The sequence below is a fragment of the Micromonospora rosaria genome (assembly GCF_001567585.1).
Taxonomy (GTDB): Bacteria; Actinomycetota; Actinomycetes; order Mycobacteriales; family Micromonosporaceae; genus Micromonospora; species Micromonospora rosaria.
On record NZ_LRQV01000046.1, the window covers coordinates 1 to 21,360 of the forward strand.

The window sequence follows — 21,360 nt, forward strand, 5'->3', positions numbered from 1 at the left end:
CCGGGCGGCGGCGTTCCCCTGCGGCGGCCCGGCCCCGGGTGGCGCGGTCCCGGTCCGCTCGGCCGCCCCGCCCGACGGGGAGTTCGCCCTGGTGCCCGGCTGGACCTGGTACCGCGACCCGGGCGGGTTCCGGATCGCGGCGCCGGTGGGCTGGCTACGGTGGACCGACGCGGGGACCACCTGCTTCCGGGAGCCCCGGGGCGCCCGGCTGCTCAGCGTCGGTGAGGTCGCGGTGCCGGCCGACCCGGTCGGGTACTGGCGGGCGCAGGAGCGCCGGCTCACCGCCGCCGGCGCGCTCGCCGACTACCAGCGGGTGGAGATCTCCGGGTTGGACCTGTTCCGCACGGCGGCGTTGTGGGAGTGCCGGTGGCGGGACGCGGCCGGCGACCCGCTGCACAGCGCCCGCCTGCTGGTCGTCACCGCGCCGGGCCGGGCGTACACGGTGGCCTGGCGGACCGGCGAGTTCGACTGGCAGGTCAACGCGACCTACTTCCTGATGATCCGGCAGAGTTTCCGCCCCGCCGCCTGAATCCGTCCATCCTGGACGGCCGACATGATCCCCCTCGACAGCGTCCCGGCCCGGTGGCGTAGGTTGTCGATCACGATTCCCGGGGAGGGTGACGCGAGATGATGGGACCGTCCCACGCGCTGTCCGGCGCGGCGGTGTGGCTGACCGGTTCGTGGGCGCTGCACCAGTTCGCCGACTACGAGCAGTCGCCTCTCGCCCTGGCCGTCGGGACGGCGGTCTGCGCCGGCGGCGCGCTCTTTCCCGACCTGGACCTCTCCGGCAAGGTGACCCGCAACCGGGGCGGGGCGACGGTCGCCCGTACCTTCGGCGTGGTGAGCCTCTTCGCCGCCGAGGTGATCGAGAAGCTCTCCCTCGGCGTCTACTACGCCACCAAGCTCAGCAAGGACCCCCGGCGCAACAACGGGCACCGCACGTTGACCCACACCATCCCGTTCACCGTCCTGGTCGGCTGGGGCACCACCTGGCTCTGCGCCACGTACGGCAAGTGGGCCGTGATCGGCATCCTGTTCTTCATGATCGGTCTGGCCCTGCGGGGCCTGTTCGACAAGTGGGCGGAGCGGGCCGGCTGGGTGGTCGTGACCCTGGTGTCGGCCGGCGCGGCCTGGTTCACCTACGCCAACCTCCCCGGCGGCCGGGGCTACCCGCTGATCGGGCTCGCGGTCGGGGTGGGCTGTTTCGTGCACATCCTCGGCGACCTGATCACCCGGGCCGGGGTGCCGATCCTGTGGCCGATCCCGATCAAGCGTCGGATGTGGATGCCGGTGCGGCTGCCGAGCAAGATGGCGCTGCGCACCGGCAGCAAGACGGAGACGGTCGTGCTGCGCGGCGTGATGACGGCGGTCGCGGTGCTCGCCGCGATCGGGCTGGTCGCCCCCTCGCTGCTGGAGCGCTTCACCACCGACGGCTGACCCGCCGCGCCCACCCGCCCGTCCGGCGGTCACAAATCCGGCAAACGGTCGCGAAACAGCCCGCGACCACGTCGGCTGGTGACCGGCTGGACGGGCGTGCCCGTTTTTGTCATCGGCTATTGACGGCCTCGTAACACGTGTCCTACGGTCTGTCGAAGCGCTTCGTCGAAGCGTTTCGACAGACGGCCCGACAGGCCCCGGCCAGCCGGTGCGGGAGGTGCGCCATGGCCACCATGCAGGACGTCGCCCGACTCGCCCGGGTCTCGGTCAGCACCGTGTCGTACGCGCTCACCGGCGCCCGCCCGATCTCCCAGGCCACCCGGGAGAAGGTCCTGGCGGCCATGGCCGAACTGGACTACCAACCCAACGCGCTGGCCCGCGGCCTGGCCAGCCGGCGCAGCCGCATCCTCGGCCTGCTCCTGCCGCTGGACGAACGCGGCCTCGGCGCCACCGAGTCCGCCTTCGTCACCGGCGCCGCGGCCACCGCCAGCGCGGCCGGCTACCACCTGGTGCTCTCCCCCGTCGACGCCGGCGACCTCGACGGCCTGCGCCGACTGGCCAGCCAGCGCATGCTCGACGGCGTCGTGCTGATGGAGGTGCAGGTCGACGACCCCCGCGTCGGCGTACTGCGGGAGGCCCGCGTCCCGGTGGTGCTCATCGGCCGCACCGGGGACACCGCCGACCTGTCCTACGTCGACATCGACTTCGACCGGACCGTCCGCGACGCCGTCGCGCACCTCGTCGACCTCGGCCACCGCCGCATCGTCCACGTCAACCACTCCGCCGCCGCCCTCGCCGGCGGGTACGGCCCGGCGCTGCGCTCGCGCGACGCCTTCGCCGCCGCGATGACCGGGTACGGGGTGACGCCGGTGATGATCCCCGCCGAGGAGAGCGCGGCCGGCGGCCGACACGCCCTCACCACGGCCTTCGGCCGGGCCCCCGACCTCACCGCCGTGCTCGCCATGAACGAGAGCGCCGTCTTCGGCATCCTCGGCGAGCTCACCGCCCACGGCCGCACCGTGCCCGACGACGTGTCGGTCGTCTCGATGGTCACCTCGCCGCAGGTGGCCGAGCTGGCCACCCCCGCCCTGACCACGATGACCTCCCCCGGCACGGCCGTCGGGCGGATCGCCATCGAGGCGCTGCTGCGCCACGTGCGCGACGACGGCACGGCGCTGCACCAGGAGTTGCTGCCCTGCACGTTGGAGGTCCGGGGATCCAGCGGGCCGGTACGACGACAGGCCGTCGGCGCGCCCCGCACGGAACACCCCTCATGACACCGGCCCGCCGCCGCGCTGCCACGCGACGACGGGCCACCCGAGTACCGGCTCGATACTCCCGAGGAGAATGCCAATGCACCGATTTCGTACGGTCGCCGCGGCGGTGACGCTGGCCGCCGTCGCGGCGACCACCCTGACGGCCTGCGGTGACGACGACAGCGGCAGCGACGCCAGCGTGCTCAAACTCTGGCACTACGAGAGCGCCAACAGCGCGATGGGCATCGCCTGGGACCGCGCGATCGAGATCTTCAAGGACGAGCACCCCGGCGTCGAGGTGCGCTTCGAGCGCAAGGCGTTCGAGCAGATCCAGCAGAACGCCGGCATGATCATCAACTCGGACGAGGGTCCGGACGTGATGGAGTACAACAAGGGCAACGCCACCGCCGGGCTGCTGTCCAAGCAGGGCCTGCTCACCGACCTCACCGCCGAGGCGACCGCACGCGGCTGGGACAAGGCGCTCAGCCCCAGCCTCCAGACCACCGCCCGCTACGACGACAAGGGCGTGATGGGCTCCGGCAACTGGTACGGCGTGCCGAACTACGGCGAGTACGTGATGGTCTACTACAACAAGGACCTCTTCGCCGAGCACGGCGTGCAGGTGCCCACCACCCTCGCCGAGCTGACCACGGTGATGGACACCTTCGTGGCCAAGGGGATCACCCCGCTGGGCACCGCCGGCGCCGAGTACCCGGCCGGCCAGCTCTTCTACCAGCTCGCCCTCGCCAAGGCCGACCGCTCCTTCGTCGACAACTACCAGCTCTACAAGAACCCGGTCGACTTCACCGCCGACCCGCTGCGCTACGGCGCGCAGACCTTCGCCGAGTGGGTCCGCAAGGGCTACGTCGCCAAGGACGCCGCCAGCGCCAAGGCCGAGGACATGGGCACCGCGTTCATCGCCGGCAAGACCCCCATGATCGTCTCCGGGAGCTGGTGGTTCGGCCGGTTCAAGACCGAGATCAAGGCCGACTGGGACAGCTTCCTCTTCCCCGGCAACACCCTCAACGCCGGCTCCTCCGGCAACCTCTGGGTGGTCCCGACCACCAGCAAGGCCAAGGACCTGGCGTACGACTTCATCGACATCACGATGCGGCCGGAGATCCAGGCGCTGATCGGCAACAACGGCGGTGTCCCGGTCGCGGGCGACCCGGCGGCGATCACCGACCCGAAGGACCGCAAGCTGATCGAGAACTTCAACGCGATCAGCGCCGCCGACGGCCTCGCCTTCTACCCGGACTGGCCGGTGCCCGGCTACTACGACGTGCTGGTCTCCGGCTTCCAGAGCCTGATCAACCAGTCCAAGTCCCCCGACGAGGTGCTCACCTCGATCGCGAAACCGTACGCCGAGGGGGTCACGGAGATCCAGCGCGGCTGACGAGGAGGCGGGTGGGCGGGGCGACCCGCCCACCCGGCACCGGAGGGAAACCCCATGGCTGCATCCGACACCCTGGCCGCCGCGGACCGCGCGGCCCCGGACCACGGCACCCGCCGCCGACGCCGCGGCGGCGACGCGACGTACTGGCTCTACCTCGTCCCCGGCACGGTGCTGTTCGTCCTGGTCATCGGCGGCCCGCTGCTGTTCACCGGCTATTTGTCGCTGACCCGCTGGTCCGGCGTCGGCGACCCGACCTTCGTCGGCCTGGAGAACTACCAGCGGCTCTGGACCGACGAGGTGTTCTGGACCTCGTTCCGCAACACCCTCGCCATGATCGTGGCGATGGTGGTGGCGCCCACCGTCGTCGGGCTGGTCCTCGCCGCGCTGCTCTTCGACACCATCGGGCGGCGGTTCCGACCCCGCACCGCCGCCGCCCTGCGCGCCGCCTTCTACCTCCCGCAGGTGCTGCCGGTGGTGGTCGCCGGCATCGTCTGGGGCTGGATCCTGCGCCCCGACGGCGCCCTCAACGGGGCGCTCGACGCGATCGGGCTCGGCGCGCTGCGCCACGACTGGCTCGGCGACCCCGACACCGCCCTGCCCGCCGTGATGGGCGTGATGATCTGGGTGCAGATCGGCTACCCGGTAGTCGTCTTCATGGCCGCGCTGCAGCGGGTCGACCCGGAGCTGTACGAGGCGGCGGAGCTCGACGGCGCCGGCTGGTGGCACCGGTTCCGGGCGATCACCCTGCCGCAGATCCGCCCGGAGACCTTCGTGGTGGCCCTGACCTGCACCATCGCCGCCATGAAGGTGTTCGGGCCGATCTACGCGCTGACCCGGGGCGGCCCGGAGAACGCCACCAACGTCCCCTCCTACTTCGCGTACTTCACCTTCTTCAAGAAACTCCAGGTCGGGTACGGCTCGGCGATCTCCACCGTGCTCACCCTGATCATCGTGGTGGTGGCGCTGCTGTTCATCCGGGCGCAGAGCCGGGCCGAGCGCCGGGACGGGGGCCTCTGATGTCGGTCACCGCCACCCCCACCGGTACCCCGGTCACCGCGCCGCCGCCCGGCCGCCCCGCCCGCGCCCGGGACCGGCACCACCGGGGCGCGGGCCGGTGGATCGTGCTCGCCGTGGTCACCGTCGGCGCCCTGCTGATGCTGGTGCCGTTCGCGTTCATGCTGCTCAACGCGTTCAAGCCGCCGGGGCAGTACTCCACCGAGGGGCCGCTGAGCTGGCCGTCGGAGTTCTACACCGAGGGCCTGCGCGCGTACTGGACGCAGGTCGACTTCCCGCTGAAACTGTGGAACTCCACCCTCATCGCCGGCTCCGTCGCGGTCCTCGCGGTCGTGGTCTCCCTGCTCAACGCGTACGCGCTGGGCATCGGCCGGGTCCGGGGCCGGCTCTGGATCGTGGGCCTGTTCCTGCTGGCGAACATGCTCCCGCAGGAGTCACTGGTCTACCCGCTCTACTACTTCGCCAAGGAGGTCGGCCTCTACAACACCCGACTCGTCGTGATCATCATCTTCACCGTCATCCAGAGCGCCTTCGGCACCTACCTGCTCGCCTCGGTGCTCGGCACCTTCCCCAGGGGCCTGCTGGAGGCCGCGGCGCTCGACGGGGCCGGCACGTGGACCGTGCTGTGGCGGGTGGTGCTGCCCAACGTGCGCCCGACCCTCGCGGTCCTGCTGGTCTTCTTCTTCATCTGGACCTGGAACGAGTTCCTGATCCCGCTGGTGATGCTCATCGACAACCAGACCCAGACGATCCCGGTGGCCCTCGCGTCGTTGCAGGGTGACCGGCTGATGGACGCCCCGACGACGAACGCCGGGGCCCTGATCAGCCTCGTCCCGGCCATCGTCTTCTTCCTCATCTTCCAACGCACGCTGAGCCGTGGCATCACCGTAGGAGCCGAGAAGTGAAGTTCACCGACGGGTACTGGCTATTGCGCCCCGGGGTCAGCGTGCTGCGCCCCCGGGTCGTCGAATCGGTCGAGGTGGAGAAACGCGGCTTCACCGTGTTCGCGCCCACCGGCCCGATCAACGGGCGCGGGGACACCCTCAACCGGCCGGTCGTCACGGTCAAGTTCTTCTCCCCCGCCCCCGGCGTCGTCGGGGTGACCATCGGCCACCACGTCGGCGGCCTCGCCCGCGAGCCCCGCTTCGCGCTGAACACCGGCACCGACCACCCGGTCGCCGTCGACGTCACCGGGCTGACCGCGTCGCTGACCACCGGCGACCTGACCGTCCGGGTCCGCCTGGTCGACGCCTGGCAGGTGGACTTCCTGCGCGACGGCGCGGTGGTCACCTCCTCCACCGAGCGCAGCGTCGGCGTGGTCACCGACGGCGAGGGCCGCAAGTACGTCCACGATCGGCTGGCCCTCGGCGTCGGCGAGACGATCTACGGCCTGGGCGAACGGTTCGGGGCGTACGTCAAGAACGGCCAGGCCGTCGACATCTGGAACGCCGACGGCGGCACCGCCAGCGAGCAGGCGTACAAGAACGTGCCGTTCTACCTCAGCAGCGCCGGGTACGGCGTCTTCGTCGACCACCCCGAGCACGTCTCCTTCGAGGTCGGCTCGGAGGTGGTGTCGCAGACCCAGTTCAGCGTCGAGGGGCAGTCGCTCACCTACTACCTGATCGACGGCCCCACCCCCAAGGACGTGCTGCGCCGGTACACCGCGCTGACCGGCCGCCCGGCCCGGGTGCCGGCCTGGTCGTACGGGCTGTGGCTGTCCACCTCCTTCACCACCTCGTACGACGAGAAGACGGTCACCGAGTTCATCGACGGGATGGCCGAACGGAACCTGCCACTGTCGGTGTTCCACTTCGACTGCTTCTGGATGCGGCAGTTCCACTGGGTCGACTTCGTCTGGGACCCGGCGACCTTCCCCGACCCCGAGGGCATGCTGCGCCGGCTGCACGAACGGGGCCTGAAGGTCTGCGTCTGGATCAACCCGTACATCGCCCAGCGGTCCTACCTGTTCGAGGAGGGCCGGCAGGCCGGGTACCTGGTCCGCAACCCGGACGGCTCGGTCTGGCAGTGGGACAAGTGGCAGGCCGGCATGGCGCTCGTCGACTTCACCAACCCCGACGCGGTCGCCTGGTACGCCGGCAAGCTCAAGGTGCTGCTCGACATGGGGGTGGACTGCTTCAAGACCGACTTCGGCGAGCGCATCCCCACCGACGTCCTCTGGCACGACGGGTCGGACCCGCAGCGGATGCACAACTACTACTCGTACCTCTACAACAAGGTGGTCTTCGAGCTGCTGGAGGCCGAGCGGGGCCGGGGCGAGGCGGTGCTGTTCGCCCGCTCCGCCACCGCCGGCGGGCAGCAGTTCCCGGTGCACTGGGGCGGCGACTGCGAGTCCACCTTCGTGGCGATGGCCGAGTCGCTGCGCGGCGGGCTGTCGCTGGCCGCCTCCGGCTTCGGGTACTGGAGCCACGACATCGGCGGCTTCGAGGGCACCCCGGACCCGGCGGTGTTCAAGCGCTGGATCGCCTTCGGGCTGCTCTCCTCGCACTCCCGGCTGCACGGCTCCGGCTCGTACCGGGTGCCGTGGGCCTACGACGAGGAGGCCGTCGACGTGCTGCGCCACTTCACCCGGCTCAAGCTCGGCCTGATGCCCTACCTGGCCGCAGCGGCCGACGAGGCGCACCGCGAGGGGCTGCCGATGATGCGCCCGATGGTCCTGGAGTTCCCCGACGACCCGACCGCCGCGTACCTGGACCGGCAGTACATGCTCGGCCCGGACGTGCTGGTCGCGCCGGTGATGAGCGCCGACGGCGTGGTGACCTACTACGTGCCGGCCGGCACCTGGACGCACCTGGTCAGCGGGGCGCGGGTGCACGGGCCGGGCTGGTTCACCGAGAAGCACGCCTTCGACAGCCTGCCGGTGCTCGCCCGCCCCGGCGCGGTGATCCCGTTCGGCGCGGTGCAGGACCGCCCGGACTACGAGTGGGCCGACGGGGTCCGGCTGCGCTGGTACGCCCCGGTGGAGGGGCAACAGGCCCGGGTCCGGGTCCCGTCCCCCGGCGACGGGCCGGGCACGGAGTTCGAGGTGTCGTACGTCGGCGGGGTGGCCGGCGTCTCGTTGATCTCCGGCGACTCGTCGGGGTACACCTGTGAGGTCGTGAACGCGGAGGTGGCAGGGTAGATGACGGCACGGAGTTTTCCCGAGGGCTTTGTGTGGGGTTCGGCCACGGCGGCGTACCAGATCGAGGGCGCGGCCACCGAGGACGGGCGCGGCCCGTCCATCTGGGACACCTACAGCCACACCCCGGGACGCACGCTCAACGGCGACACCGGTGACGTGGCCGCCGACCACTACCACCGGTGGGCCGAGGACCTGGGCCACATCAAGGAGCTGGGGCTCGACGCGTACCGGTTCTCCATCGCCTGGCCCCGGGTGCAGCCCGGCGGCTCGGGGGCCTTCAACCAGGCCGGGATCGACTTCTACTCCCGGCTGGTGGACCGGCTGCTGGAGCTGGGCGTCCGACCGGTGGCCACGATGTACCACTGGGACCTGCCGCAGGAGCTGGAGGACGCCGGCGGCTGGCCGGCCCGGGACACCGCGCTGCGCTTCCAGGAGTACGCCGCCGGAATCGTCGGCGCGCTCGGCGACCGGGTCCACACCTGGACCACCTTCAACGAGCCGTGGTGCTCGGCGTACCTCGGGTACGGCTCCGGGGTGCACGCGCCGGGGCGCACCGAGCCGGCCGGGGCGCTGGCCGCCGTCCACCATCTCAACCTGGCGCACGGCCTGGCCGGCCGGGTGGTCCGGGAGCTGGCCCCGGCGGCGGAGCTGTCGGTGACGCTGAACCTGCACGTGATCCGGCCGGCGTCGGACTCGGCGGCGGACGCCGACGCGGTCCGGCGCATCGACGCCCTGGCCAACCGGGCGTTCCTCGGGCCGCTGCTGTCCGGGGCGTACCCGGCGGACCTGCTCGCCGACACCGCGCCGGTCACCGACTGGTCGTTCGTGCGCGACGGCGACGAGAAGACCATCGCGGTGCCGCTGGACGTGCTCGGGGTGAACTACTACTCCACCACCCTGGTCCGGGCCTGGGACGGCACCTCGGCCCGCTCGGACAACGACGGTCACGGCAGCTCGGCGCACACCCCGTGGATCGCCGCCGACGACGTCGACTTCCTGCCCCAGCCGGGCCCGTACACGGCGATGGGCTGGAACATCGACCCGAGCGGGATGACCGAGCTGCTGCTGCGGCTGAGCCGGGAGTACCCGAACCAGCCCTTGATGATCACCGAGAACGGGGCGGCCTTCCCCGACGAGGTCTCCCCCGACGGGCGGATCCACGACGACCGCCGGGTCGACTACCTGTACCGCCACATCGACGCGGTCGGCGCCGCCATCGACGGCGGCGCGGACGTGCGCGGCTACTTCGTCTGGTCCCTGCTGGACAACTTCGAGTGGGGCTACGGCTACGACCGCCGGTTCGGCATCATCCGCGTCGACTACGACACCCAGCTCCGCACCTGGAAGGACAGCGCTTACTGGTACCAGACCCTCACCCGCACCAACACCCTCCCCACCCCCTAACCCCCGCTCCCACTCCCACTCCCCTCCCCGGGGGTGGCGTTGATCATGGAGTTAGCGGCACGTACGGCCCGGACCGGGGCGGCCAACTCCATGATCGGCCCACGCCCGGGGAGGGGGCGGGAGGCGGGGCAGGGGGTTAGGCGGGGATGCGTTGGGGTGGGACGGTGAGGCCGTAGAGGGCCATCAGTTCGGGGGTGTCGACGCGGCTGCCGTCGGCGACGGTGTCGCAGGCGATGTCGACGATCTGGTCCTTGTGCGCCAGCAGGTACGGCCGGGCACCGACGTCGGCGCTGGCCAGCGTGGCGATGCCCGGCCAGTGCCGACGCCCGAACAACATCGGGTACCCGCGCAGCCCGCCGTAGGTGGCGCAGACCAGCACGTCCGGGTACGGCAACGCGGCGCCCCGCCGGATCGCGGCGACGGTGAGCCCCGGCATGTCCACCGGTACCACCACGACCGCCTCGATCCCGTCGTCGGCCAGCGCCCCCAGCCCGGCCCGGATGGAGGAGCCGACCCCGGTCCCCCAGGCCCGATTGACCACCACCGTGGCTCCACTCAGGTCCGCGGTCTCACGGACCTGGTCGGCCGCCGCCCCCAGCACCACCACGACCGGCGCGCACTCCGCCTCCGTCACGGTGTCGATCGACCGGCGCACCAGGGGCTGCTCGCCCTGGTGCAGCAGGGCCTCGGGCCCACCGATCCGGCGCCCGCCACCGGCGGCGATGATCATTCCTGCGATCTGCACACCGGGTGCAACGAGCACCTCCCGAATGAGTGTCGGGGCGAAACGGATATTCCGTACATTGAACGCAGATGACCGCGACCGGTCGGAGCGCCCGCCACGGGGATCGTCAGGCGGCGTCGGCGTAGCAGCCGACGACGGAGAGGTCCAACGGGAACCGGACCGGGGTGGCGCCGAACAGCAACGCCGTGGCCCGGTCGCCGCTGCGGGCCACCGCCTCGGCCACCGTGTCGGCCTGCTCGGCCGGGCAGTGCACCAGCACCTCGTCGTGCTGGAAGAAGACCAGCTCCGCGTCGGTGCCGGCCAGGGCGCTGCGCAGGGTCGCCAGCAGCGTGGACGCCCACTCGGCGGCGGTGGCCTGGATGACGAAGTTGCGGGTGAACCGGCCCCGGGAGCGGGCCGCGCGGGCCCGGTTCGACTGCGGGTCGACCGGCTCCGGATCGGACTCCCCCACCCCGGTCAGCCCGGCGAACCCGGCCGACCCGGGTGGGCAGGTCCGGCCCAGCCAGGAGCGGACCAGTCCACCCGCCTCACCGGTGCGGGCCGCCGCCTCCACGTACCCGAACGCGGTCGGGTAGTTGCGCCGCAGCACCGCCAGGGCCGGCACCGCCTCCCCGCCGGTCTGGCCGTACATCGCGCCGAGCAGGGCCACCTTGGCCCGGGGCCGGTCACCGCCGAAGGAGTCCCGGGCCAGGGCGGCGTACAGGTCACCGGCGCCACCGGCGGCGGCCAGCCGGGCGTCACCGGAGACCGCGGCGAGGACCCTCGGCTCCAGTTGACCGGCGTCGGCGACCACGAACCGCCAGCCCGGGTCGGCCACCACCGCCCGCCGGATCACCTTCGGGATCTGGAGCGCACCCCCGCCCCGGCTGGCCCAGCGGCCGGAGACCACCCCGGCCGGGACGTACTCGGGGCGGAACCGGCCACCGGAGACCCAGGCGTCCCGCCAGGCCCAGCCGTGCGCCGTCCAGATCCGGTACAGCTCCTTGTATTCCAGGACCAGGGGCACCGCCGGATGGTCCACCCCGCGCAGCACCCAGGCCCGGGTGTTGGGCAGCTCGACCCCGGCCCGGGCGAAGGCCCGCAGCAGCTCGGCCGGGGACTCGGCGTGCACCTGCCGCAGCCCGAAGGCGGCGGCGATCCGACCGGCCAACTCGGCCAGCCGCCGGGGTGGCCCGCCGACCGGGGACGGCTCGCCGAGCAGGTCCGCCAGGATCTCGTCGTGCACCTCGACCCGCCAGGGCAGCCCGGTCGCCCCCATCTCCACCGCGACCAGCGCGCCGGCCGACTCGGCGGCCACCAGCAGCCGGAACCGGCCGGGATGCGCCGTCGCGGCGATCCGGGCCACCTGGTCGGCGTACACCCGGATCAGGTCGGTGAGGTCGGGCGGCGGCGGGCCGGGCCGGGCGTCGAAGAGCGCGCCCTGGGCGTGGCCGGGCGGGTCGGCCGGACGCGGCGGCGGGTCGGGCGGGACCGGCCCCCCACCGTGGCGGGCCAGGGCCGCCGCCACCGACCGGGGCTCGCCCCAGCGGCCGTCGTGGCCGAGCAGCAGCGCCTCGGTCAGCTCCAGGTCGTGGCACCGGTCCACGCGGACCCCGGCCCGCAGCAACGCCGGGTACGTCGTCGCGGTCGACGCCCACAGCCACCGGGGCCGGTCGGCGGCCTCCCGGGCGGCCACCGCGGCGGCCAGGTCGGTGACCGGCTCGGCCGCCCCGGTGGGGTGACCGGCCGGATCGAGCGGTTGCAGCGCGCCGCCGCCCCGCTCGTCCGCCACCACCGCCACCAGCACGAACACGATTCTGCCCGGCCCGTACGACACTTCCGTACCCGCGTCGGGCCCGCCCTGCCCGCCCGCCCTCCCCGGCGGGCGACCGTGCCGGCAGGGCGGGCCCGGCAGGCGGTGAGAAGGGAACCCTTCTCGACCGTATGGGTTAAGAGGGGGCCCTTCCTTACTTGCCGACGCCGGCGGTCAGGCCGGACTGCACCTGTCGCTGGAACGCGATGTAGACCACCAGCACCGGCAGCATCGCCATGGTCACCCCGGCGAAGAGCCCGCTCCAGTCGGACCTGTACCCCTGGTTGACCGACAACTCGATCAGGCCCTGGGCGATCACCTGGTTCTTCGGCTCGCCGGAGACCGACTGCATCAGCAACGTCGGCAGGTACCACTGGTTCCACTGGCCGAGCACGTTGAAGATGCCGATGCTGATCAGGCCCGGCCGGGCCATCGGCAGCATGACGCTGAAGAAGAGCCGGCTGTGCGAGGCCCCGTCCACCAGCGCCGCCTCGGCGACCGCGTTCGGCAGCGTCCGGAAGAACGAGTGCATGAAGAAGACGGTGAACGACAGCGACCAGGCGACGTACACCAGGATCAGCATCAGGTGGCTGTTCGGGCCGAGCAGCGGGAAGACGACGCCCATGTTGTAGACGCCCTTGAACAGCGGCACCGCGGCGAGGTAGATCGGCAGCGTCAGCCCGGACAGGAACAGGTAGTAGATCGCCCGGTTGCCGGGGAACTCGTACCGGGCCAGCACGTACGCGGCCATCGAGCCGAGCAGCATGGTCAGCCCGACGCTGCCGACCAGGACCAGCAGGGTGTTCCCGAAGAACGACCCGAGGTGCCCGTCGACCCAGGCGCGGGAGAAGTTGTCCCAGTTCAGCTTCTCCGGAATCAGCGACAGGGGCTGGCGGATGACCTCCGCGTCGCTCTTGAACGCCGACATCACCACCCACAGCAGCGGGTAGATCACCATGACGGCCCAGACCACCAGGAACAGGTGGGAGAAGCCGTTGAAGATTCGCCCGCCGAGTCCACCGCCACCCCCGCCACGGGGGGTGGCCGGGCCGGGTGCGGCCGCCCGGCTCCGCTCGCCGGGAGGACGGGTCACCGTGCTCATTCCTCGCGCCTCCATCAGTACTCGATCCGCTCGCGGCGGGTGATCCGGAGCTGGAGCGCGGCCAGCAGGATCGTGAAGATCGCCAGCGCCACACCCATCGCGCAGGCGTAGCCGAACTGGCCCTTCTGGAACGCGGTGAAGTTCAGCACCGACGCGAAGATCTCGCTGGCGTGGTCCGGCCCGCCCTGGCTGGGCGTCATCACGAAGACCAGGGCGTACATGTCCAGCGCGATGAAGCCCAGGTACACCCAGGCCACCGAGACGGTGTCCCGCAGCAGGGGCAGGGTGATCTTGAAGAAGGTGTGCACCCGGCCCGCGCCGTCGAGGAGCGCCGCCTCGTAGATGTCCTTCGGGATCGACTGCATCGCCGCCGAGAAGAGCACCATGTAGAAGCCGGCCCCGCTCCACACCGCGATGAACAGCAGCCACCACAGCACCGCCGGGACACCGAGGAACGGCTCCGGATCGGCGGTGAACGCCACCGGATTCTCCTCGTCGACCAGCCCGATCCGCATCAGCAGGCCGTTGATCAGACCCTGGCCGTCACCCCGGTAGATCTGCTGCCACATCACCGCGATCACCACGAGCGACAGCACCTGCGGGAAGAAGAACACCACCCGGTAGAAGCCGGAGCCAAACACTCCCCGTACGCCGGCCCTGTCCTCGCGCCCGCCCACGTTGAGCAGGAAGGCGAGGAACAGGGCCAGCGCGATCGTGAACAACGGCACGGTGACCAGGAAGAAGACGTTGTGCCAGAACGCCTTACGGATCAGCTCGTCGGAGAACAGCCGGACGTAGTTGTCCAGCCCGACGAACTCCTGCCGGTCGGAGTAGCCGCCCCAGTTGGTCAGCGAGTAGCCGGCCGCCTGGGCGAAGGGCCACACCACGTACAGGAGGTAGAGCGCGACGGGCAGGAAGAGGAACCCTGACACGAAGCGCGCGACACCGTGCCGCATCGGACCTACTCTCTCGAACGGATCGCCCCGGTACGCCGTCAGGCGCGGGTCTGCTTGGTGATCGACGAGTCCTTGGCGACCTTGTCGGCCGCCTTCTGCATCCGGTCCACGAACTGGGCGGCGGTGAGGCGACCGGCCATCAGCTCGGCGGAGGCGTTCTGGCTCTCCTTGTCCAGGTCGGCGTAGAAGTCCCAGAACTTGGTCTTGATCAGGTCCGCCGGGGCGTTCCTCATCAGCTCGTTGGCGCTGGCCAGCGCGGTGTCCTGGACCGCGTCGCCGGAGCCCTTGGTGGAGGCCAGCGACTTCGTCAGCTCGGCGAACTTCGCCGAGCCGGCCTTGGAGAGCACGGCCCGCAGGAACTCCTTGGCCGCCGCCTTGTTCGGGGCCTTGCTCGGCACCACCAGGCCCTCACCGGCACCGGCGAAGACGTCCTTCGGGGCCTTGTCGGTGGCGCCCAGGCCCCAGTAGTCCGACAGCTTCATCTCGAAGCCCGGCGGGATGGTCGCGGCCATCTCGTTCTTCAGCCAGGTGCCGACCTGGATGAACGCCGCCTTGCCGTCCAGCCACGCCTGCTGGGACTGGGTGTGGTTGAGGTTGCCCGGCAGCAGCAGCTTGTCCTTGACCAGCTTCTCCCAGACCTCCAGCGCCGGCAGGATGCCCTCGGCCCGCCAGGCGTTCTCCTTGAGGTTGTCGATGTCGATCACAGCCTGCTTGCCGGCGGACTTCCAGATGGTGGCCATCAGCGCCCAGCGCGGGTAGTACCCGTGTACCGCGTCGTGCACGTACGGGGCGATGCCCTTGGCCTTGATCTTCGGGGCGAGGGCGAAGAACTCGTCGAACGTGGTCGGCGGGGTCCACCCCTCCCGGCTGAACAGGGCGGCGTTGTACCAGTTGCCCCACACGGTGTACGCGACGTTGACCACGTAGAACTTGCCCTGGAAGGTGCCGTCGACGACGGTGCCCGGCAGCAGCGTGTCGGCCACCGTGCCCTCGCTGTCCCAGGCGGGGGCGGTGAGCAGGTCGTCCAGCGGCTCGATGGCGCCCTCGTTGACCAGGGTGGAGACGTCCATCATGTCGGCGCCCGAGTTCATCACCAGGTCGCTCGGCTGGGTGGCCATCTTCGGCTGCTCTTCGGTCTTGACCTTCTGGGTGGAGCTCATGTTGACCGTCACGCCGGCGTGCTTGGCGGCGAAGATCGCCTGGTCCTCCTTGGCCCACTGGTCACCCAGGCCGCCGTTGAAGATGACCACCTTGACGGCGCTGCCGTCCTGGACACCGAACGGGTTGTCCTTGCTCTTCGCCGCGCCGGAGTCGTCGGGGCGGCTCGGCTCGCTGCCGGCGCAGGCGCTGAGCAGGCCGGCGGCCGGGGTGACCAGCAGGCCCACGGCGGCGGCGCGGCGCAGCAACGTACGGCGGCTCAGGTCGGCCGGGTGGTTCGGGGTAACCGACATCGTCGTCTCTCCTCGGGTTGTCGAATTCGCCGTACGGTGGCGCAGTTGGTCGACGGCGGCCTGTGTTCGGTTGCGGGTCATGTGCTGGCCCCGGTGGAGGCCTTGTGCCCGCCGACCGCCTGGGCGGTCCGGCGGAAGGCCGCGTGGGCCCGGTCGTGGGTGCGCTGCGCGACGGCGATGTAGAGCAGGTCGAGCACGACCAACTGCGGGTGCCGGGCGGAGAGCGCGTCGGGACGGAAGGTGGTGGGTTGGCTGGCGGTGAGGAGCACCACGTCGGCCAGCTCCGCCAGGGGTGAGCGGGGGAACCCGGTCAGCGCCACGGTGGTGGCGCCCCGGCTGCCGGCCTCGGCGAGCATCTCGACGGTCTCCCGGGTCTGCCCGGTGTGCGAGATGCCGAGGGCGGCGTCCCCCTCACCGAGCAGGGCGGCACTGGCCAGACCGTCGTGCACGTCGTTCCACGCCCAGGCGGCCACGCCGATGCGGTGCAGGCTGAGCTGCATCTCCTGGCCGACCAGGGCACTACCGCCGGCACCGACGATGGTGACCCGGCCGGCACCGGCGATCGCCACCGCCGCCCGTTCCACCTCGGCCAGGTCGAGCAGGGCGGCGGTGTCGTGCATGGCCTGCGTGTCGGCGGCCATCAACTGCTCCAGCACCCGGTCGAGCGGGTCGCCCGGCTGGATCTCTCGTCCGATGTCGACGGTCCAGCCGGCCGAGCGGGCCCGGCCGGTCTCGGCGGCGATGCCCAGCCGCAGGTCGGCGTACCCGTCGAAGCCCATCGCCCGGCAGAACCGGGTGATGGTGGCCGGCGAGGTGCCGCTGCGTTCGGCCAGCTCGACGATGGTCGACCGGGCCGCCGTCTCGGGGTCGCTGAGCACGTGGTCGGCGACCCGCCGCAGGGCGCCGGTCAGGTCGTCCACCCCGGACCTGACCCTGGCCAGCACGCTGTCGGCGCCGATCCCTCGGGTGCTCCGCCGGTCGGCCGGCCCGGCGTCGACCAACGCGGTCACCGCCGCGCTGTCGACTTCGTGTTCGGCCATGGAACACCTTTCGGGAAAGAGTGTTAACTGTTAGTGGTAAAAGTTCTTACTGAAGCCCCCTTCCTGTCAAGACCATGGATGAAGTTTTCAAACTGTTACCCGGCGCACCCACCGGACCTTGCCCCCGCGCACCCCGACCGACCAGCATGAATGCACCCTCTCCACGCCGCCGACCGGAGGTCCGTCGTAGATGTCCGACACCGTCCTGGTTGGTCTCGATGTTGGGGGTACGTCCACCCGGGCGCTCGCCGTCACCCTCACCGGGGATCGGCTGGGCACCGGCCGGGGCGGAGGCGGAAATCCCACCAGCCACGGCGCCGAACGCGCCGCCGACGAGATCCTGGCCGCCCTGCGCGGCGCACTGGCCACCGTGGAGCCGACCCGGGTCCGGGCCGGCACCATCGGGCTGGCCGGCGCCGGACGACTGCTCGCCGACCCGGACGGCCGGGCCGCCTTCGACCGGGCCTGGCACGCCGCCGGCCTCCGCTGCCCGTACACCGTCCACGGCGACGCCCTGGTCGCCTACGCCTCGGGCACCGCCCGGCCGGACGGCACCGTGCTGATCGCCGGCACCGGGGCGATCGCCGCCGAGGTACGCCACATGCGGCTGGACCGGACCGCCGACGGGCACGGCTGGCTGCTCGGCGACGCCGGATCCGGCTTCTGGCTCGGCCGGGAGGCGGTCCGCCGGCTCCTGGCCGACCTGGACCGGGCACACGCCCCGGGTGACCTCGCCGCCCAGGTGCTCACCGCGCTGACCGGCTCACCCGAGGTGGCTTCCCGCCCCCGCCGTACCGTCGACGCGGTGGTCCAGGCCGTGACCCGACGCCCCCCGGTCGAGTTGGCCCGCCTCGCCCCGCTGGTCGCCGCCGCCGCCCACCGGGGCGACCCGGTGGCCGGCACTCTGATCGCCGAGGCCGCCGAGCACCTGGCCGCGACCGTCGCCCGGATCCGCCCACCCGACGCCGCCGACCCGGTCGTCCTGGCCGGCGGCCTGCTCACCGGCGGCACGCCGCTCGCCGCCGCTGTCCGGGCCGAGCTGACCCGCCGGTGGCCCCGCACCCCGCTGCTCACCGCCGGGGACGGCGCCGCCGCCGCGGCCTGGCTCGCCGCCCGCGAACTGCCCGACGTCACCGATCCGGACGCCCTGCACCGCCGGCTGCTCCCCCGACCACCGACCGCACCGGCCCGGACCCCGCCGGCCCGCTAGGTACACCTCGACATCCCCGGCCGGTCCCTCGCCCACCGACCCCCTGGCCGACCTCATGGCCGCCTCCGGCCAACTTCCCGCCGGGCCAACTTCCCGCCGGGCCGACCTCCCGCCGGCCGACACGCTGCCACCAGCGGCTCGGCTCGACCTGGCCCACGGCGGCGTCGACACCCTCGACGGTGTCGGCGCGACGTCGACATCCCGGAGACGCCGGCGCAGCGTCCACGCCCGCCATCGCAGCCGGTTCGCCGGACGGGGCTCGTGAGGGGGCAGGGCTCGTGACGGGACGAGGCTCGTGACGGGACGAGGCTCGCGGCGGGACAGGGCTCGCGGCGGGACGACGACTCACGCACCCTTTGGAGCTGCCCTCACGAACGGGGCACGCCTGCCTCCCGAGTCCGCGAGACAGGACACGGGTGACCGACGGCCGGACCGCGACACCGGGATCCAGGACGACAAGACCCGGGGACAGCGGGGCAGGGTGGGACAGGGGTATGGCGGGAGAGGGGGGTAGGGCGGGTACCCGAGGCCGTTTCGGCGGGTTCGGCCGGATCGGCCAGGGCCGCCGGACCGGCCTGGAGGGGCCGCCGGGACAGCCCGGAGGGGTCGCCGGATCGGCCTGGAGGGGTCTCGCCGGACCGGCCAGGGCCGCCGGGACGGCCCGTAGGGACGCCGGACCGGTCAGGGCCGGGGACAGCATGGACTGCCGGTGCGCACAAAGACGGTCTCACATCCGGGGCAGCCCGACAGTGTCGACAAGCGCATCACCGGTCCGGGCCGACCACCAGGCCAGCAGGCAACCACGACCCCGCCAGCCACGACCGAGCCAGCCACGACCGAGCCAGCCAGACCCAACCTGAGGCGAGCGGCGTGGCCGGAGGGGCTCACGGCCCCCGCACGTCCACGGACTCTTCTAGCCTGGGGGGATGGGTCGCCTGCGGCAGCTCGCCGAGCGCACGCCGCCGGAGCGCGAGCGCTACCTGGACCTGCTCCGCGCATTGGCGATCATCATCGTGGTCCTCGGCCACTGGACGGTCACCGTCATCGGGTACGACCCGGCCGGCCGGCCCGACGGGCACTCCGCGCTGCCGGCGCTGCCGTGGGCGTACCCGGTGACCTGGCTGGCCCAGGTGATGCCGGTCTTCTTCCTGGTCGGCGGCTACGCCAACGCCGCCTCGCTGCACTCGTTCCGGGCCCGGGGCGGGGACGGCGCCGGGTGGTTGCTCGACCGCAGCGCCCGGCTGGTCCGCCCGACCAGCGCCCTGCTGCTGGTCCTCACGGCCGGTGCCCTGGCCGCGTCGCTGGCCGGCACGACACCGACCGAGGTACGCACGGTGGTCTGGTTCGCCACCATCCCCCTCTGGTTCCTCGCCGCCTACCTGGTCGTCGTCCCGCTCACCCCGCCGATGTACGCGCTGCACCGGCGCCTCGGGCTCGCCGTACCCCTGGGGTTGGTGGTCCTGGTCGCCGCCGGTGACCTCGCCCGGCTCGCCGGGGTCGAGGCCCTGGGGCTCGGCAACTACCTGTTCGGCTGGTTGGCCGTGCACCAGCTCGGGTTCGCCTGGTACGACGCCCGCACCGGGCAGCGGCCACGCCGCCGCCGGTTGCCCACCGGCCGGCCGGCGGCGCTGGCCCTGCTCACCGTCGGACTCGCCGGGACCGTGCTGCTCACCGGGCCCGGCCCGTACCCGGTGACCATGCTCAACGTCCCCGGGGCGCGGCTGGACAACGCGGGCCCGCCCAGCCTGGCCCTGCTCACCCTGACCACCGCGCAGCTCGGGTTGATTCTGCTGCTGCGCGAGCCGGCCGAGCGGTGGCTGCACCGTCGCCGCCCCTGGCAGGCGGTCATCGCCGTCAACGCGGTGGTCCTGACCATGTTCCTGTGGCACCTGACCGCGGCGATCCTGCTGGTCGGCGCGCTGGACGCGGTGCACCTGCTACCCACCCCACCGGCGGGTTCGGCGGCCTGGCTGGCCTGGCGGCTGCCGTGGGCGCTGCTGCTCGCCACGGTACTCACCGGACTGGTCGCGGTCTTCGGTCCGATCGAGGCGCGGGCCGTGCGCCGGCACCGGCCCGCCCCCGGCCGGACCCCCGTCGTCTCGGGCGCGCTCGTCGCCGCCGGGTACGCCGCCCTGGTCGCCGCCCTGGTCCTGAACAGCCGGACGCCGAAGGCCGCGCCCGAGGCGCTGGGGATGCCCGTCGCCGCCCTGCTGGCGTACCTGGCCGGCGCGGGCGTGCTGCGGCTGCTCCGCGCCCGCCACGGCGAGCGGGCGGTGGGTCAGCACGACGCCGCCGGCGACCGGGCCCGGTGACCCGACGGCCGGGCCGGAGCGCCGGTAGGATCCGGCGGTGCCCGACGTCCACGTGCCGCCGCCAGACGAGCAGGCCGGCCAGGCGCCGCCGCCAGCCGGACCGGCCGGCCAGGTGCCGTCGGCGACCGATCGGCACAACGAGGTGCCGCTGCCGAACGGGCCGGCCGGCGCGACCGGGGACGCCCTGCGGGCCGGTGTCGCCGACTGGGTCACCTCCGCCCCGCTGCGGGCCCTGGTCACCGCGTTCGGCGGGGACTGGCCGGCCGGGCCGCTCACCGACGTGCTCGCCGCCCTGGACGGCTTCTCCGCCCGGCACTGGGACTTCCGGGGCGGGCGGGAACGGCCGGAGGCCCGGGAGCCGGTCCTCGACCCGGCGACCGCCGCGCAGGTCCTGGCCGCCGCCACCGCTCTCGGGCTGGTCCGCCCCGCCGCGCCACGTCTGCCCGGGTACGCCCACCTGCTGGTCCTCGGCGGGCTGGCGCACGCCTGCCTGCGCCGGGTGGCGTACGCGGCGCGGCTGCTGCGCGCCGGGCCGACCGTCGGCGGCGAGGTGGCGGTGCTGGGCAGCTTCCGACCGCTCGCCCCGGCCGAGGTACGGGCCCTCACCGGCGTCGGCATCCACGGCTGCGCGACGGAGGTGGACGCGCTCGACGCCGGGGTACGGCGCAGCTTCGGGGTGACCCGGCCGGTCCGCGCCGAGGGCCACGACGCCGACCACCCGCACCGCGCCTGGTCGGCCCGGACGTACCAGCCGGTCGACGGGCCACCGGTCCGGGTGCTCGCCGCGCCGTCCAGCGAGCCGGACCGGCGGCGGGCGCACACCGCCGACACCCAACGGTTCTGGGCCGAGCACGTCCGGCTCACCACGGGCGACCCGGTGCTGCTGGTCACCGCGCCGATCTACGTCCCGTTCCAGCACTGCGACGCGCTGCGCACCCTCGCCGTGCCGTACGGCTGCGGCATCGACACGGTCGGCGTGGACCCGGCCGCCGCCGAGGTCGCCGGCCTGCCGGAGCCGACCCTGACCCCCGGCCGCTACCTCCAGGAGATCCGTTCGGCGATCCGCGCGATGCGCGCCCTGCACACCACGCTGGGCTGACCCGTCC

General features: G+C 72.6%; 16 protein-coding genes and 1 pseudogene. 11 read left to right on the forward strand and 6 right to left on the reverse strand.

Annotated features, from left to right (window positions below; genetic code table 11):
• From AWW66_RS34400 to AWW66_RS14635, 8 genes and pseudogenes are all read left to right on the forward strand, one after another.
• A pseudogene (locus AWW66_RS34400) lies at positions 1-529 on the forward strand (serine/threonine protein kinase); the annotation flags it as partial.
• 98 nt (positions 530-627) lie between these two features.
• Positions 628-1,437 (forward strand): metal-dependent hydrolase, encoded by an 810-nt coding sequence (locus AWW66_RS14605; RefSeq protein ID WP_067365712.1) that lies wholly within the window; start codon positions 628-630, stop codon positions 1,435-1,437.
• Between the two features lie 224 nt (positions 1,438-1,661).
• Positions 1,662-2,714, forward strand: a complete 1,053-nt coding sequence (locus AWW66_RS14610) for a LacI family DNA-binding transcriptional regulator (protein WP_083978493.1) — start codon at positions 1,662-1,664, stop codon at positions 2,712-2,714.
• Between the two features lie 76 nt (positions 2,715-2,790).
• A complete protein-coding gene (locus AWW66_RS14615) occupies positions 2,791-4,089 on the forward strand; it encodes an ABC transporter substrate-binding protein (RefSeq protein ID WP_067365718.1) in 1,299 nt (432 codons plus the stop codon).
• A gap of 54 nt (positions 4,090-4,143) precedes the next feature.
• Positions 4,144-5,106 (forward strand): carbohydrate ABC transporter permease, encoded by a 963-nt coding sequence (locus AWW66_RS14620; RefSeq protein WP_067365721.1) that lies wholly within the window; start codon positions 4,144-4,146, stop codon positions 5,104-5,106.
• Positions 5,106-6,008 carry a carbohydrate ABC transporter permease gene (locus AWW66_RS14625; protein WP_067365724.1) on the forward strand — a complete coding sequence of 301 codons (903 nt, stop codon included), beginning with the start codon at positions 5,106-5,108 and terminating at the stop codon, positions 6,006-6,008. The genes AWW66_RS14620 and AWW66_RS14625 overlap by 1 nt, the downstream gene beginning before the upstream one ends.
• On the forward strand, positions 6,005-8,242 hold the full coding sequence (gene yicI / locus AWW66_RS14630; protein WP_067365727.1) for an alpha-xylosidase: 2,238 nt from the start codon (positions 6,005-6,007) through the stop codon (positions 8,240-8,242). The genes AWW66_RS14625 and yicI overlap by 4 nt, the downstream gene beginning before the upstream one ends.
• Positions 8,243-9,646, forward strand: coding sequence for a GH1 family beta-glucosidase (locus AWW66_RS14635; protein WP_067365730.1), 1,404 nt, complete (start codon positions 8,243-8,245; stop codon positions 9,644-9,646).
• A 136-nt stretch (positions 9,647-9,782) separates the two neighbouring features.
• Here the strand turns inward: AWW66_RS14635 and AWW66_RS14640 are convergent, their stop codons facing one another.
• The 6 genes from AWW66_RS14640 to AWW66_RS14665 form a co-directional block, all read right to left on the reverse strand.
• Entirely contained in the window at positions 9,783-10,376 is a 594-nt protein-coding gene (locus tag AWW66_RS14640; protein ID WP_067365733.1) for a nucleotidyltransferase family protein, read from the reverse strand.
• Positions 10,377-10,497: 121 nt separating this feature from the next.
• On the reverse strand, positions 10,498-12,207 hold the full coding sequence (locus AWW66_RS14645; RefSeq protein WP_067365736.1) for a bifunctional 3'-5' exonuclease/DNA polymerase: 1,710 nt from the start codon (positions 12,205-12,207) through the stop codon (positions 10,498-10,500).
• 130 nt (positions 12,208-12,337) lie between these two features.
• Complete coding sequence (locus tag AWW66_RS14650; RefSeq protein WP_083978494.1) at positions 12,338-13,285, reverse strand: carbohydrate ABC transporter permease; 948 nt, start codon at positions 13,283-13,285, stop codon at positions 12,338-12,340.
• A 14-nt stretch (positions 13,286-13,299) separates the two neighbouring features.
• Positions 13,300-14,241, reverse strand: coding sequence for a carbohydrate ABC transporter permease (locus AWW66_RS14655; RefSeq protein ID WP_067365739.1), 942 nt, complete (start codon positions 14,239-14,241; stop codon positions 13,300-13,302).
• A gap of 38 nt (positions 14,242-14,279) precedes the next feature.
• Positions 14,280-15,692, reverse strand: coding sequence for an N-acetylglucosamine/diacetylchitobiose ABC transporter substrate-binding protein (ngcE, locus tag AWW66_RS14660; protein ID WP_067365742.1), 1,413 nt, complete (start codon positions 15,690-15,692; stop codon positions 14,280-14,282).
• A 77-nt stretch (positions 15,693-15,769) separates the two neighbouring features.
• Positions 15,770-16,732 carry a MurR/RpiR family transcriptional regulator gene (locus AWW66_RS14665; RefSeq protein ID WP_067365744.1) on the reverse strand — a complete coding sequence of 321 codons (963 nt, stop codon included), beginning with the start codon at positions 16,730-16,732 and terminating at the stop codon, positions 15,770-15,772.
• Positions 16,733-16,922: 190 nt separating this feature from the next.
• Between AWW66_RS14665 and AWW66_RS14670 the strand changes: the two genes are divergently transcribed.
• From AWW66_RS14670 to AWW66_RS14680, 3 genes are all read left to right on the forward strand, one after another.
• Positions 16,923-17,942 (forward strand): N-acetylglucosamine kinase, encoded by a 1,020-nt coding sequence (locus tag AWW66_RS14670; RefSeq protein WP_067365747.1) that lies wholly within the window; start codon positions 16,923-16,925, stop codon positions 17,940-17,942.
• 926 nt (positions 17,943-18,868) lie between these two features.
• Positions 18,869-20,254 (forward strand): acyltransferase family protein, encoded by a 1,386-nt coding sequence (locus AWW66_RS14675; RefSeq protein ID WP_067365751.1) that lies wholly within the window; start codon positions 18,869-18,871, stop codon positions 20,252-20,254.
• A gap of 37 nt (positions 20,255-20,291) precedes the next feature.
• Positions 20,292-21,353 (forward strand): hypothetical protein, encoded by a 1,062-nt coding sequence (locus AWW66_RS14680; protein ID WP_245648305.1) that lies wholly within the window; start codon positions 20,292-20,294, stop codon positions 21,351-21,353.
• Positions 21,354-21,360: the final 7 nt, after the last annotated feature.

Bases quoted from the DNA above. Each gene is read 5' to 3' on its own strand.
- AWW66_RS14605 (WP_067365712.1), top strand. From the start codon at position 628: ATGATGGGACCGTCCCACGCGCTGTCCGGCGCGGCGGTGTGGCTGACC.
- AWW66_RS14610 (WP_083978493.1), top strand. From the start codon at position 1,662: ATGGCCACCATGCAGGACGTCGCCCGACTCGCCCGGGTCTCGGTCAGC.
- AWW66_RS14615 (WP_067365718.1), top strand. From the start codon at position 2,791: ATGCACCGATTTCGTACGGTCGCCGCGGCGGTGACGCTGGCCGCCGTC.
- AWW66_RS14620 (WP_067365721.1), top strand. From the start codon at position 4,144: ATGGCTGCATCCGACACCCTGGCCGCCGCGGACCGCGCGGCCCCGGAC.
- AWW66_RS14625 (WP_067365724.1), top strand. From the start codon at position 5,106: ATGTCGGTCACCGCCACCCCCACCGGTACCCCGGTCACCGCGCCGCCG.
- AWW66_RS14635 (WP_067365730.1), top strand. From the start codon at position 8,243: ATGACGGCACGGAGTTTTCCCGAGGGCTTTGTGTGGGGTTCGGCCACG.
- AWW66_RS14640 (WP_067365733.1), bottom strand. From the start codon at position 10,376: ATGATCATCGCCGCCGGTGGCGGGCGCCGGATCGGTGGGCCCGAGGCC.
- AWW66_RS14650 (WP_083978494.1), bottom strand. From the start codon at position 13,285: ATGAGCACGGTGACCCGTCCTCCCGGCGAGCGGAGCCGGGCGGCCGCA.
- AWW66_RS14655 (WP_067365739.1), bottom strand. From the start codon at position 14,241: ATGCGGCACGGTGTCGCGCGCTTCGTGTCAGGGTTCCTCTTCCTGCCC.
- ngcE (WP_067365742.1), bottom strand. From the start codon at position 15,692: ATGTCGGTTACCCCGAACCACCCGGCCGACCTGAGCCGCCGTACGTTG.
- AWW66_RS14665 (WP_067365744.1), bottom strand. From the start codon at position 16,732: ATGGCCGAACACGAAGTCGACAGCGCGGCGGTGACCGCGTTGGTCGAC.
- AWW66_RS14670 (WP_067365747.1), top strand. From the start codon at position 16,923: ATGTCCGACACCGTCCTGGTTGGTCTCGATGTTGGGGGTACGTCCACC.
- AWW66_RS14675 (WP_067365751.1), top strand. From the start codon at position 18,869: ATGGGTCGCCTGCGGCAGCTCGCCGAGCGCACGCCGCCGGAGCGCGAG.